Raw genomic sequence first — 17,251 nt, 5'->3', positions numbered from 1 at the left:
AAATGGCGGATATAATGAGCAGGGAATATGCATCCTGCCTGGACGAAAAAGATAAGTTAAGCAGATATAAAGAAGAGTTCTATCTTCCCGATCACCTGTATTATGAAGCGAACGGCCTGGGACCTATGTCCCGCCGTTCGGAGAAGACACTTAAGCGGGTGGCGGACGAGTGGAAGAATCAGTTGGTGGCAGGATGGTTCTGCGGTGAGATCCCATGGTTCTATTACCCGGAGCGGATCGCCGCCATGGAAGAAGGAATTGTGGGAGCGCAGGAGAGAGAGCTCATTATCAACGGGACGACCACCACGAATATCCACAGTGTGCTCGCCGCATTTTACCGCCCGGAAGGAAAGCGGACAAAGCTGCTCTGTGACAGTCAGATCTTTTCTTCCGACAGATATGCGGTGGAGGCTCAGATAAGACTTAAAGGACTTGACCCGGAAGAAGCGCTTGTCCTGGCGGGAGGAGACGGTCCCATCCTGGATGAAGAGGATCTGATCGCACATATGACAGAGGAGACGGCGCTTGCCTTTTTCCCTTCTGTCGTCCATTCCACCGGCCAGCTTCTCGATATGGAGCGTCTGGCCGGGGAGGCCGAGCGAAGAGGGATCCCGGTGGGATTTGACCTGAGCCATTCCGCGGGTGTCGTGCCTCACAAGCTTCATGAGTGGGGCGTGGACTTTGCCGTGTGGTGTAATTACAAGTATCTGAACGGAGGTCTCGGCTGTCCGGCAACTATCTTTATTCATGAAAAAAACTTTGATCTCCCGGTGGCCATGCCCGGATGGCACGGTTATGTAAAGAGCCGCCAGTTTCAGAAGCTTCCTTATTTTGAGGCGGAGACCGGAGCCGGCGGATGGCAGCACGGCTCGCCCCTCATTCTGAACATGGCTCCGCTTGAGGGAGCGCTTGATATGGTGAATGAGGCGGGGATCGGCGCGATCCGTGAAAAGTCTCTTGCCATGACCGGTTATTTTATGGAGCTTCTGGATGCAATGCCGTCTGACTGCGGCATCAGCATACTCACGCCCCGGGAAGAGGCAAGAAGAGGCGGGCATGTGACGATCCTGCACGCGGCAGCCCCGGACATTACAGAATTTCTCGACAGCGGCTCCCGGATGACGGATAAGTTAAGAGCCGCGGTAAAAGAAAAGAGAGATTCCGGCACTGCCGCATCATCGGACGATCAGGTGCGCATAGCGTTCTCACCGCTTTTCAGCAGTTTTGAAGATGTGAGACAGACGGCGGAAAATCTGTACGGGCTGCTGAAAAATTAAGTCTTGACTTTGCCCCGGAGGGAAAAGTGTAAAATGGCTTTAACAGGGAATAAAAATATAAGTTTAATAAGGTGATGTGATTGGAGGTAAAACGTGAACAGTCAAATTATTAGAGAACCAGAATATGAGATCAGGGTGGAAAAAGACCGCCCGATCGTTATGAAAGACGATATCCGACTCTACTGCGACGTTTACAGGCCGGATGACAAAGAGAAGCATCCGGTGCTCGTGGGCTTTTCCCCGTTTGGTAAAGCGGCTCAGGAAGCAGGAAGAAGGCGTGATCCGATCCAGCTTGGGAAATTCATGTATGAACAGGGCATCGAAGTCGGAGGCATTGATTTCTTCGCATCCCGTGGTTATACGGTCGTTGTGGTGAACCCGAGGGGGATCCAGAACTCAGAAGGCATATGGACGGGAGTGCTGAGCAGACAGGATCAGATCGACTGCTGTGAAGTTATCCGCTGGGCGGGACATTATCTGTCTGACGGAAACGTAGGCATGATCGGATGCGGCTATGCAGGAAAGATCCAGCCTCTTGTGGCATCGATGAATCCTCCTTATCTGAAGGCAGTCATGCCGGTGGATGTGATCGATGACATGTACCTCGACTGCTATCCGGGCGGGATATTAAGTGATATCAACTATCCGCTCTGCAGTTACATTCCGCACACGAATACGATATCTGAGGCAGAGATGGAGAACAGTCCAGAGGACTTGAAAGAGATGCTCGCGAAAGCGAGGAGGCAGCCGGAGATCGCCACGAACTCTTACTATTACAGAGGTCTGGACAGCTTCCCGCCGAGACACTATACATGGAATATTGACATTATGCTCCATCCGTACAGTGGCGAGTGGTGGGACAGAAGAAGCTTCAAAGACCGGAAGGTGACGATACCGTCCTATATAGTGGGACTTTATTATGAATATGGCCATACGACTATATCAGCCTATGACATTTATAATAAGATCGATGACAATGTTCCGAAGAAGCTGCTGATGATAGACCCGGCTTCCGCCAAGACGTCTCCGTATGAGAAACCTGTGGCAGAGCAGCTCAGATGGTATGATCACTGGCTGAAGGGGATGGATACCGGCATTATGGATGAACCTCCGATGAAGTTTCTCGTCATGGGAGAGAACAGATACCGCTATGATACACAGTGGCCATGCGCAGACACAGAATATAAGAAGATGTATTTCAGGAAGGAAAGCCGCCTGACAGAGGAAAAAGAGACAGGAACAGCGGCGCCGGACCAGATCCGTCATATTCCGCCGACACGTCTCTCACAGATGCCGGAAGATGTGCCTGCTCTTACGTACACGTCGGCTCCTCTGAAAGAAGAGGTGGAAATATGCGGTCCTGTTACGGGATGCATTCAGGCTGCGATCGATACGGACGATGCCCATCTGGCCATGAAGCTTTGGGATAAAGACGCCGAGACCGGATACCGCACGCTGCTCTCCTGCGGTTATCTCAAGTGTTCTCACAGAGAGCTGGATCCATCCGGCACAGAGCACCGGCCGAAACATGCACATACAAAGGATGAACCGGTGGAGGCGGGCAAAGTGTATGAATATATCTTTGAACTGGCCCCTGTCGACAATCTCTTTAAGAAAGGCCATCAGATCGAAGTAGAATTCAAGACGATGGACCAGCAGTATTTTGACTTTAACGAAATGGCCAGCCTGCCTAGGCTGTATACATCCGGACGTGTGGCAGGACCGCATCCGCTTGCAAGGGAAGTAAACTTTGACATCCACGTGGACAGCGAAGCTGCCTCATGGATCGAACTTCCGATCGTAAACGGTGAGAAAAACTGGGTGGAATAGAGTAGGAGGACGCAATGGAAAATAAAGAAAAATTAGAAATCGTCGGTCTGGACGAAAAGCCAAAATATTGGGATGAGCGTTATATGGACGGCATTGAGAAGATGACGCCGCGCATGTATGACGTTCTCAAGGAAGAGGATGTACGGATGCAGGTCAGAGACGGTGTCACACTGGCGGTGGATATCTACCGTCCTGACACAGAGGAGGACATTAAGTTCCCGGGACTCGTTGCTTTTTCTGCCTATGGAAAATCCATTCAGACAATGGACCGTATCTCCATGCAGTTCAAGACCGTATTGTTTGACCATACGATAGAAGCCGGAGACATATATGAGTATGTAAAACACGGCTATATCGTAGTAGTGCCTGACCCGAGAGGGATCGGCAAGTCCGAGGGAGCCTGGGACGGCCTCTACGGAAGACAGGAGCAGGAGGACTGTTATGACGTTATTGAATGGACGGCAGCGCTTCCTTATTGTAACGGAAACATAGGTATGATAGGTATTTCATACTTCTCAATACTGCAGCCGGTAGTGGCAGCACTGCAGCCGCCACACCTGAAGGCTATCATGATGGTAGAAGTCGTAGACAACATGTATCACCATAACTATCCGGGCGGAGTGTTTGTGAACCGTTCCTTTATGTACACAGATTTCTGTCCGGACGTAAACTCTATGTCCACGGCGGAGCGCACATATACGACAGAAGAGCTGAAAGCACGCATTGAAAAGAGACTGTCCGATCCGGATATCAATCACAGTGCGCTTTACTCTGGTATTTTGAACTGCTGGCCGCCGAGAAATCAGACATATTTCTTTGATATGCTTCTGCACGATGATGACAGTGACTTCTGGAGGGAGCGTTCTATTGAGAGCCACCCTGAGGACATCAAGGTTCCTATGTATCTCATCTCAGAATACTATGAACTCGGAAGATTTTCACAGGGGCCGTTCTTCCTGTTCACACACGGAGACATGTCGGTGCCGAGAAAGCTCGCTGCTCCGGAAGAGCATGACGCGCTGCATCTGCCGCACCGTATCATGACGCCGGAATATCTGCGCTGGTATGATTACTGGCTCAAAGGCATTGATACAGGTGTTATGGATGAACCTCCGATGAAGCTTCTCGTGAGAGGGATCAACAAGTTCCGCTATGAATATGAATGGCCGCTGGCACGTACGCAGTGGACGAAATATTACTTAAGAGACGGCGGACTGCTCTCCACCGAAAAAGAAAAGGATGAGCATGTAAAGCCGACGGTCTTAAATCATAAGAGCCCGTATGAAGGCGGCTCCAATGAGACATACGCAGTACCCAATGTCGTGTTCCGCACACCTGTGCTGGAGGAAGATGTTGAGGTTACAGGACCGATCGTCATGCATCTTATGTGCGCCATCGACAAGACGGACGCCAACTTTACGGTCATGCTCAATGACGTGCCGCCGGAAGGCGAAGGGCGCCCTCTGAACCTTGTGACTGGAAATCTGCGGGCTTCCCACCGGGGACTGGAGAAGAAGGAACTGAAGCCGTGGGAGCTTAATAACGACCATACGAGAAAAGTTCCGGTAGTTCCGGGCGAGATCAACGAATACACGATCGAGATCATGAACACATCCAATGTATTCCGCAAAGGCCACCGCATAGAAGTTGAAGTGAAAAACTACGATGCGAACCCGTACCACTGGATGGTACAGCTGCCGAACAGCCAGGATATTGAATACAAGATATTTGTGGACAGCGTACACAATTCTTATATCAACCTGCCGGTCATCCCATACTCAGATGAGGAACAGTGGATCCGGTAAAAAAGTGAAAAGGAGCCGGCTCTTTGAATGAAGAGCGGCTCCTTTTTAGTTGTGTGTATCTGTATTCAGACAAAAGGCGCGGATCACACCATCCATCGGTTAAGAGTCTCTAAGAGACGTTCTACGTCGATCGGTTTTGCAATATGGTCATTCATTCCCGCATTATGAGCCTTTGCCAGATCAGTCGCAAAGGCATTGGCTGTCAGGGCAAGGATAGGGACCGTCCGCGCGTCATCCCGTTTCAGAGCGCGTATTGCTCTGGCAGCTTCGTATCCGTCCATTACCGGCATCTGTATATCCATCAGAATACAGTCGTATTCTTCCGGGGCGGAACGTGCAAATTTTTCCACCGCAAGCTTCCCGTTTTCAGCCGCTTCAATGGAACATCCATGCATTTCAAGCAGCTCAGAAGCGATCTCCCGGTTCAGATCATTATCTTCGACGAGCAATATCCGTCTGCCCGACAGAGAAGAGGGCGGTTCTTCCTCCACGAGCCGCGCTGCCTCTTCATCCGGGGTTACGGATTGACTTTTAAGCTGCGCGCTCGTTGTCATGTCTTCTCTGTACAGATCAAGAGGGACGGCGACTATAAAGCGGCTCCCATTTTCCGGCTCACTCTGTACCTCTATCGTGCCGTTCATCATATTGACGATATTCTGCGTGATAGCCAGTCCGAGTCCGGTTCCCTGAATCTTATTGATCCTTGTGTCTTCGGCTCTGCTGAAAGGTTCAAATATATGGGGAATGTATTCGGCGGTCATACCGATTCCGTTGTCTGTGACAATAAACTCGTACTGTCCCTTATATACGGCATCGGACGGGATCTCCCGGACGTGCAGGCTGATCGCGCCGCCTTCAGGCGTATATTTGATCGCGTTCGTGAGCAGGTTCATGAGAACCTGCTGGAGCCGTCCCCCGTCTGTTATGACGGTTTTATGACACACATCATCAACGCTGAGCTGTAACTTCTGATTTTTCTCCTGCGCCAGGGGCCGGCACATATCTGATATATTCTGAAACAGCTCCGGCAGAGAGACCGTCCCGAAGGTCAGATCGATCTTTCCGCTCTCTATCTTGGACATATCGAGAACTTCGTTGATCAGTCCGAGCAGATGCTGGGCCGAAGCATTGATCTTGGACAGGCAGTCTTTGAGCTTGTCCGGGGTATAAAGATTCGCCTCGGCGATGGCAGTCATTCCCATGATGGCGTTCATGGGCGTGCGTATATCGTGGGACATGGAAGAAAGAAAATTAGTTTTGGCTTCGCTTGCGATCCGGGCCGTCTTGTAGGCGTCCTCCAGCATTTTCCGCTGGCGTTCCTGCTCCATGCGCTCTTTTGTGATGTCGATCCCGATCGTATAAAATGATGGGATCCCGTCCCAGCTCTCCTCACCGCTGGCATAAGACAGAGTGATCGTCAGGATCTTTGTCTCGCCGCTGCGGGTGATGACCTGTGCCTCGGTCACCGCGCTGCCCCCGGAAGTCTCCAGTTCATGCAGGATGGGGATAATGCGCTGCAGGTCGTCCGGATGAAGGTAGCTGCACTGGCTGTCCAGTTCTTGTTCAAACTGTTTTGCCGTATATCCGATCATACCGAGAAAATCCGCCCCGTACCAGAGCACGGTGCTGCAGTCCCGCGCATCCAGACGGGCAAAACCGCCGGGCACGGAGCGCAGCAGCGCGTCCTGTTCCCGGCTCTTTTTCTCCAGTTTGAATTTGCTCGTATACATATCATGGGACAGTTCCATCCGCGCCATACGGCCGTTCCAGTTGATGAGCCTGTCTTTTATCATAAATGTCCGCTCAAGGACCGGATTGTAAAATTCCCACTCGTAATACTCGTCCTCACGCAGTTTATCGTTGGTACAGAAGGGGCAGGGATCGTTTCTTCCCTGGATCACTTTATAGCATTTACAGCCTATTATTTCTTCCAGGTGTCGGTCAAGAGAACGGCAGGCAGTCTGGTTCAGATAGAGCAGATCATAGGTCTCGATATCGCTGATGTAGATATTTCCGTCATATTCCTCCATCATCATCTGAAAATACTGTGTATCGTGATCATAACTGGAGGTCTGGCCTGCTTTTTCCGTTTTGTTCTCTGACATATTTTTGTTTTCCATGAATTGATTGCTCCTCCATTATAATGCGAGACGTGTGGATGTCTTCTTTTCATTTTAACATAACCCGGCACGTTCGTCTATCTTGTCTTCCTGTTCTTTCTGTTCTGCATAAAAAGCGTGATCATGGAGGCTCATATTTCACAGCTGCGTCTCTCCCATGGATTGTTCCCGGGCAGTTTTCAGAAATTCCTCCATAGCTCTCGTCACGTATTTCGTCTGCTTATGATAAAAGCAGATGCTTCGTCCTGTATGGCTGTCATCCACTTTATAGTAATAACAGTCTCTTTTGTCCGGCATGTGCTTCAGGAGGGAGTCGCTCACAAAAGTCACGCCCATGCCGTAACAGCACACGTTGAATGCGGTGACCTGCTGGTCAAGCTTTAATACGATATTCGGAAGAAAGGACTGTGACTGGCAGATCTTATCTGCGCGGGAGCGGGTGTCATTGCCTGAGCGCAGAAAGACAAAAGGTTCATGCTCGAAAAGTGAAAGAGGCACGCATGGCGTGTCTTCTATCAGGTGCCGGTCGGCCAGTATGTCCTCTATCGTAAGCTGGAAGGAGGAGGCTTCCTGATTGGAAGGAAAGGACCGCGGCACAGCCAGCAGCAGCGTCTCCTTTGTGTAGAGGTGGTGCTGGTAGATCGTGTCCGGAAAGGAGGAATTGTCTATCACAAGGTCCAGCGCGCCGTGGAACAGCTGGTCGATGAGCTGGGGGGTATTGGCTTCTATGAGATGTACTTTTACGAGCGGATACTTCTTGGTAAATCTTGTGATGATCGGGGGCAGGATGTAAGAAGCGAACAGGTTGCTCCCGCCGATGGCGATCTGTCCTGTCTTAAGTTCGTTTATATTAGTCATATAATTTTCAAACTGATTCTGAATATCCATGATCTCTTCCACGGCTTTTATGTAATGGCGTCCGCATTCCGTGAGCTTGATCGGGCTTACGCTTCTGTCAAATATGGGAGCGCCGATCTTTTCCTCCACCTTTTTGACGGCGGCGCTTAAGGATGGCTGGCTTATGTAAAGATTGGCGGCGGCTTTGGAAAAACTGCGTTCCTTGTATACTTCGTATATGTAATTCATGGAATTAAACATCTCAAGATTCCTCCGGTTTTGTTGTTGATTCTATTATAACTTTGCTTTAAGGCGAAAGCAACACATTGTATGCGGACAGAACGCATACAATGTGCTGCTTTGTTGTTAATGAGTATTCTTTACGGCCAGATGGCTCTTGCTTTCTTTGCCTCCACGACCCGTTTCACGGCAATGAGGTACGCTCCGGTGCGCAGCGTCCCGTTATTTTTGCGGGAAATGTCCCAGACAGCCTCGAAGGCCGGATCCATGATATTCTTAAGCTTTTCGTTGACAGTCTCTTCGGTCCAGCTCACAGACTGGATGTTCTGTACCCACTCGAAGTAAGATACGACGACACCGCCGGCATTTGCCAGAATGTCCGGTACGACAAGGACGCCTTTTCCGGCCAGAATGTCGTCGGCTTCAGAGGCAGTCGGTCCGTTGGCGGCTTCCACGATGATATCTGCCCGGATACGTTCTGCGTTGGCTGCGTTTATCTGATTTTCAAGAGCAGCGGGAATGAGCACTTTTACATCCAGTTCCAGAAGCTCTGCATTGCTGATGCGTGTCATGCCGTCCTCCTCATAGCCGGAGAGCAGGTTCTTCCTGTTCTGGGACAGGTAGTCGAGAATTTCAGGTATATTGAGGCCGCTCTCTTTGTAGATGCCTCCGGATACATCGCTTACAGCGACGACCTTCATTCCTTCCCGGTGAAGAAGCTTGGCCGTGATACTCCCGACATTTCCCATACCCTGGATGGCAACGGTCGTGTTCTCCGGGTCTATGCCGAGCTTTTTCAATACATTCTTTGTCGTAAACATAACGCCGCGGCCTGTCGCCTCACTGCGGCCGAGCGCTCCGCCGAGTTCGATCGGCTTGCCGGTCACGACGCCGTGTACACAGTGGCCTTTCAGCATACTGTACGTGTCCATCATCCAGCCCATGACAGCGGCGTTTGTTCCTACATCAGGAGCAGGAATATCCTGTTCCGGTCCGATGAGCGGCGCGATCGCTGCCGTGAACCGTCTCGTGATGGCGCGGATCTCGTCTTCGGACAATTTGTTCGGGTCGCACACGACGCCTCCCTTGCCGCCGCCGTACGGAATATTTACGACCGCGCACTTGAAGGTCATCCAGGCAGCGAGCGCTTTCACTTCGTCCAGATTGACATCCGGATGGAAACGGATCCCGCCCTTGGCAGGTCCTCTCGATGTGGAGTGCTGGATACGGTAACCTTCAAATACTTTTGTGCTGCCGTCGTCCATTCTGACCGGGATGGCTACTTTCAGTTCTCTCTCCGGATATTTGAGCGCCTCGATATCACTGTCCGTATAGCCGAGGATATTAGCTGCCTCTGATACTACCTTTAATACGTTGTCGTATGGATTGTATGTGTTGTTCATAATTTTTCGTTCTCCTTTTTTATTTGATTTATTTTTTATTCGTTTCCAGTGCCGCGATTTTAATACATAAGATAAAGATATCCATTGCCGCGTCCAGTTCCCCGAGTGACGGATAGGACGGAGCGATGCGGATGTTGCTGTCGTTTTCATCTCTTCCGTATGGGTAAGTCGCCCCCGCGTCCGTCAGCACGACGCCGGCTTCTCTGGCCAGTTCTACCGTCCTTTTTGCGCATCCGGGCAGCGTGTTCAAAGAGATGAAATATCCTCCCTTTGGATGGCTCCAGGAAGCGAGGCCGGTACCGCGAAGTTCTGCTTCCAGTTTGGAGAGTACCAGGTCGAATTTGGGCCGGAGCTCGTCTGCCAGGCGGGCCATATGTGCCCGGATGTTGTCCGGCGTTTTAAAGTATTTTACGTGGCGCAGCTGGTTCAGCTTGTCGTAGCTTATGATCTGCGCGGACATGTGTCCTTTCAGCTCCCTTATATTGTCCGGGCCGGAGGCGATGAGCGCGACGCCGGCGCCGGGGAACGTTATCTTGGACGTGGAGAAGAAGTAATAAGCCCGCTCCGGATGGCCGTGCTTTTCACAAGCATCCAGAATATTCATGAGCGTTACTTCTTCATATATGTGATGGATCCCGTAAGCGTTATCCCAGAAGATACGGAAGTCACGCGCCGCCGTTTCCATGGAGGCAAGCTGCTCCACCACACGGTCGCTGTAGCAGACGCCCTCCGGGTTGGAGTGGAGCGGTACGCACCACATTCCTTTGATGAGAGGGTCCTGTCTGACAAGATCGGTCACAAGATCCATGTCCGGGCCTTCGCTGCTTAGCGGTACCGGGATCATCTCAATGCCGAGTTCTTCACAGATCCTGAAGTGGCGGTCGTACCCCGGGGACGGACAGAGGAACTTGACCGGAGTCCCGGCGTATTTGTAATGCTGCCACGGGCGGTTGCCGCCTGTGCCGAAGAGACACAACGCGGCCACAGTGTCAAACATGAGGCTTAAGCTTGAATTCCCTCCGATTATCATTCTGTCGCGGTCCAGTCCGAGCAGGTCGGCGAACAGTGTCCTGCATTCCGGGATCCCATCCAGGATACCGTAGTTTCTTGCGTCTGTTCCATCCTCGGTCAGGAAGGAATCCAGCGGACCGAGCAGTTCATTGCTCAGGTCGAGCTGGCCGGGGGACGGCTTTCCCCGTGACATATTCAGTTTTAAATGTTTTCCCCTGGCGGCTTCGTACTGGTCCTTTAACTCCTGCAGGGATGTGTTGGGTTTCTTTGTATCGTTCATATACTTTCCTCCTTAGCGGCCCTTGTTTTCTTGCTTTAATTATATGTAAAATGTTATGATAGAAGCAAATACTTATATTTATATAAGAAGTATAGACATTTGGCTATCTTGACAGATCGTTTCATATTACGTTATGTTCAGGAGAAAGGGAGGCATGTACGGTGAACTGGGAGGAGATCAGAAATAGAGAGAGCCTTACGGCTAAGGAGAGCAAATATATATGCAATGAATTGATGACGACGGACATACGGATGGAGCGGCTCATCGTGGAACATTTTACGCCGGAAGATTACGTCCGCGTGAAGGAGCGCAGCATCGGCGGCGGAAGGATCGGAGGCAAGGCGTGCGGCCTGCTGCTCGCCCGGAAGCTGATCGAGGTGAAGACACCGCAGTATGTGGAGCATATTGCGCCCCACGATTCCTTCTTCGTCGGCTCGGACGTGTTCTATCAGTATCTGGTGGACAACGACTGCATGGAACTGCGGCGGCGCCACATGGAGGAGAAGGAGAAGTTTAAAGAGGCGGATGAGCTGCGCGGGCGCATAAGCGGAGGGACATTTTCGCAGGAAGTGCAGGAGGAGCTGAGAAAAGTTGTCAGGCATTACGGGGACACTCCGATCATCGTCCGCTCCAGCAGCTTTCTTGAAGACGGGTTCGGAAATGCGTTTTCGGGTAAATATGAATCTACCTTCTGTATGAACCAGGGCAGCGAAACGGAGCGTCTCAAAGAACTGACGGACGCCATACGAAGCGTGTATGCCAGCACGATGAATCCGTCTGCCATCGAGTACAGGAGAAGAAGGAAGCTGCTGGATACGGATGAGCAGATGGCGCTTCTCATCCAGAAGGTAGAAGGGCAGAAATACGACGGGTTCTATATGCCGGTGGCTGCCGGCATGGGGTGTTCCTACAATCCGTACAAATGGATGGAGAATATGAATCCCGACGCGGGCATGCTCCGTATGGTCATGGGGCTCGGGACAAGAGCTGTGGAGCGAACGCCCGGCGACTACCCGAGGCTCGTGTGTCTGGACCGGGCGCAGGCGAACTTGAGGACGACCGTGGCGGAACGGCATAAATATTCACAGCGGAAGGTAGATGTGATGGATCACGAGACGGGTACGCTTGGCACACGGCGGCTGGAGGAAGTCATCGAAGCGCTGCCTGGATGGCAGAAGAAGCTCGTGCTCAGCCACGACACGGACGCGGAGGATATGCTGGCGCAGCGGGGCGTCTACAAGAAAGTGTATTTTGCGGACTGCCAGGGCATGGTGAACAACGACGGGTTTATCGGACTGATGAAGCACATTCTTGAGATGCTGGAGGCGGAGTACGGCAGGCCGGTGGATGTGGAGTTTGCCGTCAACAGCTTTGCAAAAGACGAGTGGAAAGTGAACCTGCTCCAGTGCAGGCCTCTTCAGGCAAGCGTTTCGGAGGAGATACATATACCGGAGGACAAGGCGGAAGAATTCTTGTTTGACGTGCGCAGGACATCCATGCGCCGCTCCAAGACAGAGAAGCTGGATCTTATCGTATGGGTAGATCCGCGGAAGTATTATGAATATCCGTATGCAAAGAAGTTCAGCGTAGCCCGCAGGATCGATGAGATCAACCAGCATTTTGAGGAGGCGGAGAAGAAGATGCTTCTGCTCGTGCCGGGGCGCATCGGCACCTCATCCCCGGAGCTTGGGGTGCCGGTCGTCTATGCCAATATCAGTGAATTCTGCGCGATATGCGAAGTGGCATACAGTGAGGTCGGATATCATCCTGAACTGTCCTACGGAAGCCACATGTTCCAGGACCTGGTGGAGGCCGACGTATACTACGGCGCCATCAACGACAACAGTAAGACAAGATGTTACCAGCCCGGGCTTCTTACACAGCACAGAGACATTTTTCAGGAGCTGTGGCCAAACGACAGCGAACTGAACGAGATAATAAAACTGTACGATGTATCAGACTGCCATGCAGAGCTTATGCTCGACGCCAAACAGGGCCGGGCCGTCTGCCGTCTGGGGAAGTAAGATCAGGGACACAGCCATCAGGCAGGGCTGTGTCCCTGATCATTTTTATGTAATCCTTATAAAATCCTTAGAATTGTAATTTATTTTATAGTTGTAAGGAGGATATGTAAAATGGAACGATTGTTACTGGAGACGAGAGATCTGTGTAAGTCTTTTAAAGGGCATCCGGCGGTGTCCCACGTGTCGCTTCAGGTGCCGGAAGGATGCGTCTACGGGCTGCTCGGGCCGAATGGGGCGGGGAAGTCCACCATTTTAAAGATGCTCACCGGAATGATGCGCCCGGACTCCGGGGAGATACTGTTTGGCGGAAAGGCGTGGAGCAGGGAAAATCTGAGGGATATGGGGGCGCTGATCGAGACGCCGCCGCTGTACGGGAACTTGTCGGCGAGAGAAAATCTGCTCGTGCGCACAAAGATACTAGGGCTTTCAGAGGAAAGGATAGAGGAAGTGCTCTTTAGCGTGGACCTGAAGGATACAGGCCGAAAAAAAGCCCGGCACTTTTCCCTTGGGATGAAACAGCGTCTCGGTATAGCGGCTGCGCTTATTGACAGTCCCCGGCTGCTCGTACTGGACGAACCTGCCAACGGTCTTGACCCGTACGGCATACAACAACTGCGGGAGATGATACGCTCCTTTGCACAGCAGGGGATCACAGTCATCCTATCCAGCCATATACTGAGCGAAGTAGAGCAGACGGCGGACTATATAGGCATTCTGGCGGACGGCGTGCTTGGATTCCAGGGCGGTATGCCAAAACGGGGGCGGCTGGAGGAGACCTTTATGAAGACTGTGGGCAGAGGCCGGAAGGAGGCATGGTAAAATGAGTGCATTTTTCCGGACCTATTATGCAGCGGAGCAGCTGAAGTGCAGGCATACGCTCTTTTCAAAACTGTGTTATATCATGCCGGCGCTCACGGTGGCGGCTGCCTTTCTGCTGACCGGAAGTTACGGCGCCATCGACGGTTATAACTGGTGGTATACATCGCTGCTTCCCGGGATGCTGACCATTGTATGCTGTATGACCGGACAGGCGGACACGAAGCTTGAAGGCCGCGCTTTGACCGTACTGCCGGTCGATCTGAGGCGTGTGTGGGACGCGAAAGTGCTCGTCTGCATAAAAGCGGCAGTCCTTGGGAATCTTGTGCTATTCGCATTTGTTTCAGCGGCTCAGATTCTGACGGAGTCTGTGGCTGACATGGAGATGCTGGCAGAAGTCACGCTGCGGCAGGGAGCTCTCGCCGCGCTCGTTATGATCGGAGGATGCATATGGCAGATTCCGCTCTGTCTGTGGGCGAATGAAAAATTTGGACTTTATCCGGCGCTGTTCGCCAATCTTGCGCTGAATGTGGCCGGCACAGTGACGGGCCCGCTTGGAGAACGCTGGTATATCAACCCGTATTCCGTGACGGCGAGAGCGATGTGCCCGCTGATCAAAGTATTGCCGAACGGGCTTGTGGCGGCGGAAGGGAACGTGACATACTCGCCGGAGCTTATGGATATGAAGGCAGTGCCGATCGGAATGTGCGTATGCCTGTTCTGGCTCGTCATTCTGTGGACGGCCTCCAGAATGTGGTACGGGAAAAAAGGAGGAGAGACGGTATGAGAGAACTGACGCGGCTTATACAGGGAGAATTTATCAAGATGCGGCATACAAAGCTGCTGTGGATGCACATTTTTGTGCCGGCGGCAGGCGCGGCGGTCTTTCTCCTTTATTATGGATATGCCCCGTGGAGCGCGGAAGGTAAAGTGCAGGGATATATGGAGTCTGTGGCGGTGGCTTATCCGTTTCTGGCGGGACTCGTCTGCGCCATGTCTGTGGAACTGGAAGAGGAGGGACATATGCAGACCTTTCTTCTGTCAGGCCGGAGAAAGTACCGTCTGTTTCTCGGGAAATGGCTGGCGCTTGGCCTCTGTTCCCTCGCGGCATCGGCCATCGCCTTTCCTGGGTTCGCGGCAGGATATGAATTCATATTAAGACAGAACCCGTATCCGGCGCACTTCTATATACTGGGCTGGCTCGCGCTCTGGGGAGGACAGATGGTGGTGTATGCCTTCCATCTGTTTTTGAGTCTTTGCTTCGGGAAGGCGGCGTCTATGGCTGCCGGTATCGTAGAAGCGGTCCTGGCCGCGCTTATGCTGACCGGTCTTGGGGACGGGTGCTGGCCTGTGGTCCCGTGCGCGTGGAGTGGCAGATGGAGCAGTTATCTGTTATTATATGAGGCAGGGGACCGGGGAAGGTGGAGTGCGGCGGCGCGGTCACTGCCGGCACAGATGGCGGTATGCGCAGCGGCGGCGGTACTTATTACAGCCGGGATCTTTATCTGGTTTCACTATTATGAAGGAAGGCAGTGTGAGGAATAGTGGGAGAACGTATTCTTGCAGTAGATGATGAAAGAAATATACTCATGCTTATAAGGAACGCCCTGGAAAAGGACGGATATATGGTTGATACGGTGGCGGTGCCGGAGGAGGTTCTGCACCTTGACCTGTCACCGTACAGCCTGATCCTGCTTGATGTGATGATGCCGGGTCTGGACGGCTATGCACTGTGTGAAGAGATACGAAGCGGTACAGACTGCCCGATCCTTTTTCTTACGGCGAAGACTGGCGAAGGGGATATCACGAAAGGACTCGGCCTTGGGGCGGATGATTACATTACCAAGCCGTTCGGCATCGGGGAACTGCGCGCGAGGGTGCAGGCCCATCTGAGGCGGGAGAGCCGGAAGAGGCGGCATCTTATGACTGTTGGCGACATGCAGTTTCTGCCGGGGGAAAAGAAAGCGCTGTGCGGCGGGCAGGAGATACCGTTTACGAAGAGCGAGTACGCGATCTGCGAATATCTGGCGCTCCATCAAGGGCAGGTGTTTTCAAAAGAGCGCATCTATGAACATATCTTCGGGTATGAGAAGGAGAGCGACAGCACAGCTATTACGGAGCACATCAAAAACATCCGGGCGAAATGCCAGCCGGCCGGTATTTCCCCGATCGAAACTGTGTGGGGGATAGGGTACCGATGGAAATAAAAAGAAAGAAGAAAATATATACGGTATTTCTCACTTATCTCGGGGCTTTTCTCGCGCAGTCCGCGCTTCTGGCCGCCGCGGCTTATATCGCGCTGAATATAATGATCAACACGGGATTTCTGCAGCCGGCCGTGTATACCCTGAACAGGCTGGAGGAGGGCGCAAAGGACATTGAGACAGCCGGCCGCGTCGGGGAGAGCATGATACCTGACGGCGCCGCGTACGGCGTTTATGACGAAGCCGGAAATTATCTGTACGGTAATTTTGAGAAGAAAGAGCAGGGAACGGCGTGGAACTGTAAAGAGAACGGGGAGACGCAGAAAGCATTCAAGACATTTTACAAGTTTATAGAGAGGGAGGACAAAGAGACGTGCATCGTGCGCTATGACATACTTGCCCAGTTCGCGGATCCTTCCCTCCGGAAGCATCTGCCGAATGCAGAGTGGCTGTTCTGCGCGGTCATACTGGCTTTGTTTCTGCTGCAGACGGCGTGGACGGCGCGCAAATTCGGCAAATATCTGTCCGGACGGATCAGGACGCTGAATGAGGTGACGGACAGGATACGCGAGAATAACCTGGAGTTTGACCGGGAATACTCGGATGTCAGAGAGATCGATGATGTACTGGGATCTTTGTTTACGATGAAGGAGGCGCTGAAGACATCGCTTGAGGAGCAATGGAAGTCAGAGGAGCTGAAAAAGGAACAGATATCCGCGCTTGCACATGACATAAAGACTCCGTTAACGGTTATCAGGGGCAATGCGGAACTGATCCATGAGACAGCCCGTGACGGGGATGTAAGGGAATATAACCGGTATGTGACAGAGAGCGTGAAGGAGATAGAAGATTACCTGATCATTCTTCAGGATACACTTAGAACGGGGAACAGCGGCCGGGAGGAGGAGAAAGTGCTGAAAGCGGAGGCATTTCTGCGCCAGATCGTTAAAAAGGCGGAACATCTCGGAAAGGGAAAGAAGATACAGGTCAAAGCTTCCATACATACGGAGGGGGCAGATATCCGTGTACAGGAGGAAAAGCTGTACCGCGCATTTATGAATATCCTGTCCAATGCAGCAGAGTACACTCCAAAAGGCGGTGTTATCACCATAGAGGCAGCTGTAAAGACCGGGGCCGGGCAGGCGTACGTAGAAACCATCGTCTGCGACAGCGGGCCCGGCTTCACCGGGAAAGAACTGAAAGCTGCCTCCGAACAGTTTTTCCAGGGAGATATGAGCAGGCATAAAAAAGGTCATTACGGCATAGGGCTCTACATTGCGGATCGTTTTATCCGGCAGCAGGGGGGAGTTATGGAAACCGGGAACTGCAAGGTGACGGGAGGAGCCAGGATAAAAGTAAGGCTTCCGCTCTGGCGCCGTTGACTTTCTTCCCGGGCGGTGGTAT

At 52.2% G+C, this 17,251-nt stretch carries 13 protein-coding genes; 9 read left to right on the top strand and 4 right to left on the bottom strand.

The features are described from left to right. Positions 1-2: 2 nt before the first annotated feature. From kynU to LAJLEIBI_RS13350, 3 genes are all read left to right on the top strand, one after another. A complete protein-coding gene (gene kynU, locus LAJLEIBI_RS13360; RefSeq protein ID WP_006442634.1) occupies positions 3-1,277 on the top strand; it encodes a kynureninase in 1,275 nt (424 codons plus the stop codon). 93 nt (positions 1,278-1,370) lie between these two features. Then, on the top strand, positions 1,371-3,107 hold the full coding sequence (locus LAJLEIBI_RS13355; protein ID WP_006442633.1) for a CocE/NonD family hydrolase: 1,737 nt from the start codon (positions 1,371-1,373) through the stop codon (positions 3,105-3,107). 14 nt (positions 3,108-3,121) lie between these two features. Next, on the top strand, positions 3,122-4,912 hold the full coding sequence (locus LAJLEIBI_RS13350) for a CocE/NonD family hydrolase (protein ID WP_006442632.1): 1,791 nt from the start codon (positions 3,122-3,124) through the stop codon (positions 4,910-4,912). A gap of 83 nt (positions 4,913-4,995) precedes the next feature. On the opposite strand, the gene LAJLEIBI_RS13345 is transcribed toward LAJLEIBI_RS13350, so the two are convergent. The 4 genes from LAJLEIBI_RS13345 to LAJLEIBI_RS13330 form a co-directional block, all read right to left on the bottom strand. Continuing rightward, positions 4,996-7,032 carry a PAS domain-containing hybrid sensor histidine kinase/response regulator gene (locus LAJLEIBI_RS13345; protein ID WP_006442631.1) on the bottom strand — a complete coding sequence of 679 codons (2,037 nt, stop codon included), beginning with the start codon at positions 7,030-7,032 and terminating at the stop codon, positions 4,996-4,998. 138 nt (positions 7,033-7,170) lie between these two features. Further along, on the bottom strand, positions 7,171-8,130 hold the full coding sequence (locus LAJLEIBI_RS13340; protein ID WP_006442630.1) for a LysR family transcriptional regulator: 960 nt from the start codon (positions 8,128-8,130) through the stop codon (positions 7,171-7,173). A gap of 119 nt (positions 8,131-8,249) precedes the next feature. Beyond that, a complete protein-coding gene (locus LAJLEIBI_RS13335; RefSeq protein WP_006442629.1) occupies positions 8,250-9,512 on the bottom strand; it encodes a Glu/Leu/Phe/Val family dehydrogenase in 1,263 nt (420 codons plus the stop codon). A gap of 28 nt (positions 9,513-9,540) precedes the next feature. Continuing rightward, positions 9,541-10,803, bottom strand: a complete 1,263-nt coding sequence (locus LAJLEIBI_RS13330; RefSeq protein ID WP_006442628.1) for an aspartate aminotransferase type Ic — start codon at positions 10,801-10,803, stop codon at positions 9,541-9,543. A gap of 161 nt (positions 10,804-10,964) precedes the next feature. Between LAJLEIBI_RS13330 and LAJLEIBI_RS13325 the strand changes: the two genes are divergently transcribed. The 6 genes from LAJLEIBI_RS13325 (at position 10,965) to LAJLEIBI_RS13300 (ending at position 17,229) form a co-directional block, all read left to right on the top strand. Beyond that, on the top strand, positions 10,965-12,827 hold the full coding sequence (locus LAJLEIBI_RS13325; RefSeq protein WP_006442627.1) for a PEP/pyruvate-binding domain-containing protein: 1,863 nt from the start codon (positions 10,965-10,967) through the stop codon (positions 12,825-12,827). Positions 12,828-12,938: 111 nt separating this feature from the next. Continuing rightward, positions 12,939-13,646 carry a lantibiotic protection ABC transporter ATP-binding protein gene (locus LAJLEIBI_RS13320; RefSeq protein WP_006442626.1) on the top strand — a complete coding sequence of 236 codons (708 nt, stop codon included), beginning with the start codon at positions 12,939-12,941 and terminating at the stop codon, positions 13,644-13,646. Between the two features lies 1 nt (position 13,647). Continuing rightward, a complete protein-coding gene (locus LAJLEIBI_RS13315) occupies positions 13,648-14,430 on the top strand; it encodes a lantibiotic immunity ABC transporter MutE/EpiE family permease subunit (RefSeq protein WP_006442625.1) in 783 nt (260 codons plus the stop codon). Beyond that, complete coding sequence (locus LAJLEIBI_RS13310; protein ID WP_006442624.1) at positions 14,427-15,188, top strand: lantibiotic immunity ABC transporter MutG family permease subunit; 762 nt, start codon at positions 14,427-14,429, stop codon at positions 15,186-15,188. The genes LAJLEIBI_RS13315 and LAJLEIBI_RS13310 overlap by 4 nt, the downstream gene beginning before the upstream one ends. A 44-nt stretch (positions 15,189-15,232) precedes the next feature. Beyond that, positions 15,233-15,850 carry a response regulator transcription factor gene (locus tag LAJLEIBI_RS13305; RefSeq protein ID WP_050765538.1) on the top strand — a complete coding sequence of 206 codons (618 nt, stop codon included), beginning with the start codon at positions 15,233-15,235 and terminating at the stop codon, positions 15,848-15,850. Then, a complete protein-coding gene (locus tag LAJLEIBI_RS13300; protein WP_006442622.1) occupies positions 15,841-17,229 on the top strand; it encodes a sensor histidine kinase in 1,389 nt (462 codons plus the stop codon). Before LAJLEIBI_RS13305 ends, LAJLEIBI_RS13300 begins: the two co-directional genes overlap by 10 nt. Positions 17,230-17,251: the final 22 nt, after the last annotated feature.

Source organism: [Clostridium] hylemonae DSM 15053 (assembly GCF_008281175.1).
In the GTDB taxonomy this organism is placed as follows: domain Bacteria; phylum Bacillota; class Clostridia; order Lachnospirales; family Lachnospiraceae; genus Extibacter; species Extibacter hylemonae.
The sequence above is the reverse complement of the archived record's forward strand: the minus strand, read 5'-3'. Positions and strand labels throughout refer to the sequence as shown.

Coding starts and splice junctions, on each gene's coding strand:
- LAJLEIBI_RS13305 (WP_050765538.1), top strand. CDS start 15,233: ATGCTTATAAGGAACGCCCTGGAAAAGGACGGATATATGGTTGATACG.
- LAJLEIBI_RS13315 (WP_006442625.1), top strand. CDS start 13,648: ATGAGTGCATTTTTCCGGACCTATTATGCAGCGGAGCAGCTGAAGTGC.
- kynU (WP_006442634.1), top strand. CDS start 3: ATGGCGGATATAATGAGCAGGGAATATGCATCCTGCCTGGACGAAAAA.
- LAJLEIBI_RS13340 (WP_006442630.1), bottom strand. CDS start 8,130: ATGTTTAATTCCATGAATTACATATACGAAGTATACAAGGAACGCAGT.
- LAJLEIBI_RS13330 (WP_006442628.1), bottom strand. CDS start 10,803: ATGAACGATACAAAGAAACCCAACACATCCCTGCAGGAGTTAAAGGAC.
- LAJLEIBI_RS13320 (WP_006442626.1), top strand. CDS start 12,939: ATGGAACGATTGTTACTGGAGACGAGAGATCTGTGTAAGTCTTTTAAA.
- LAJLEIBI_RS13345 (WP_006442631.1), bottom strand. CDS start 7,032: ATGGAAAACAAAAATATGTCAGAGAACAAAACGGAAAAAGCAGGCCAG.
- LAJLEIBI_RS13310 (WP_006442624.1), top strand. CDS start 14,427: ATGAGAGAACTGACGCGGCTTATACAGGGAGAATTTATCAAGATGCGG.
- LAJLEIBI_RS13335 (WP_006442629.1), bottom strand. CDS start 9,512: ATGAACAACACATACAATCCATACGACAACGTATTAAAGGTAGTATCA.
- LAJLEIBI_RS13300 (WP_006442622.1), top strand. CDS start 15,841: ATGGAAATAAAAAGAAAGAAGAAAATATATACGGTATTTCTCACTTAT.
- LAJLEIBI_RS13350 (WP_006442632.1), top strand. CDS start 3,122: ATGGAAAATAAAGAAAAATTAGAAATCGTCGGTCTGGACGAAAAGCCA.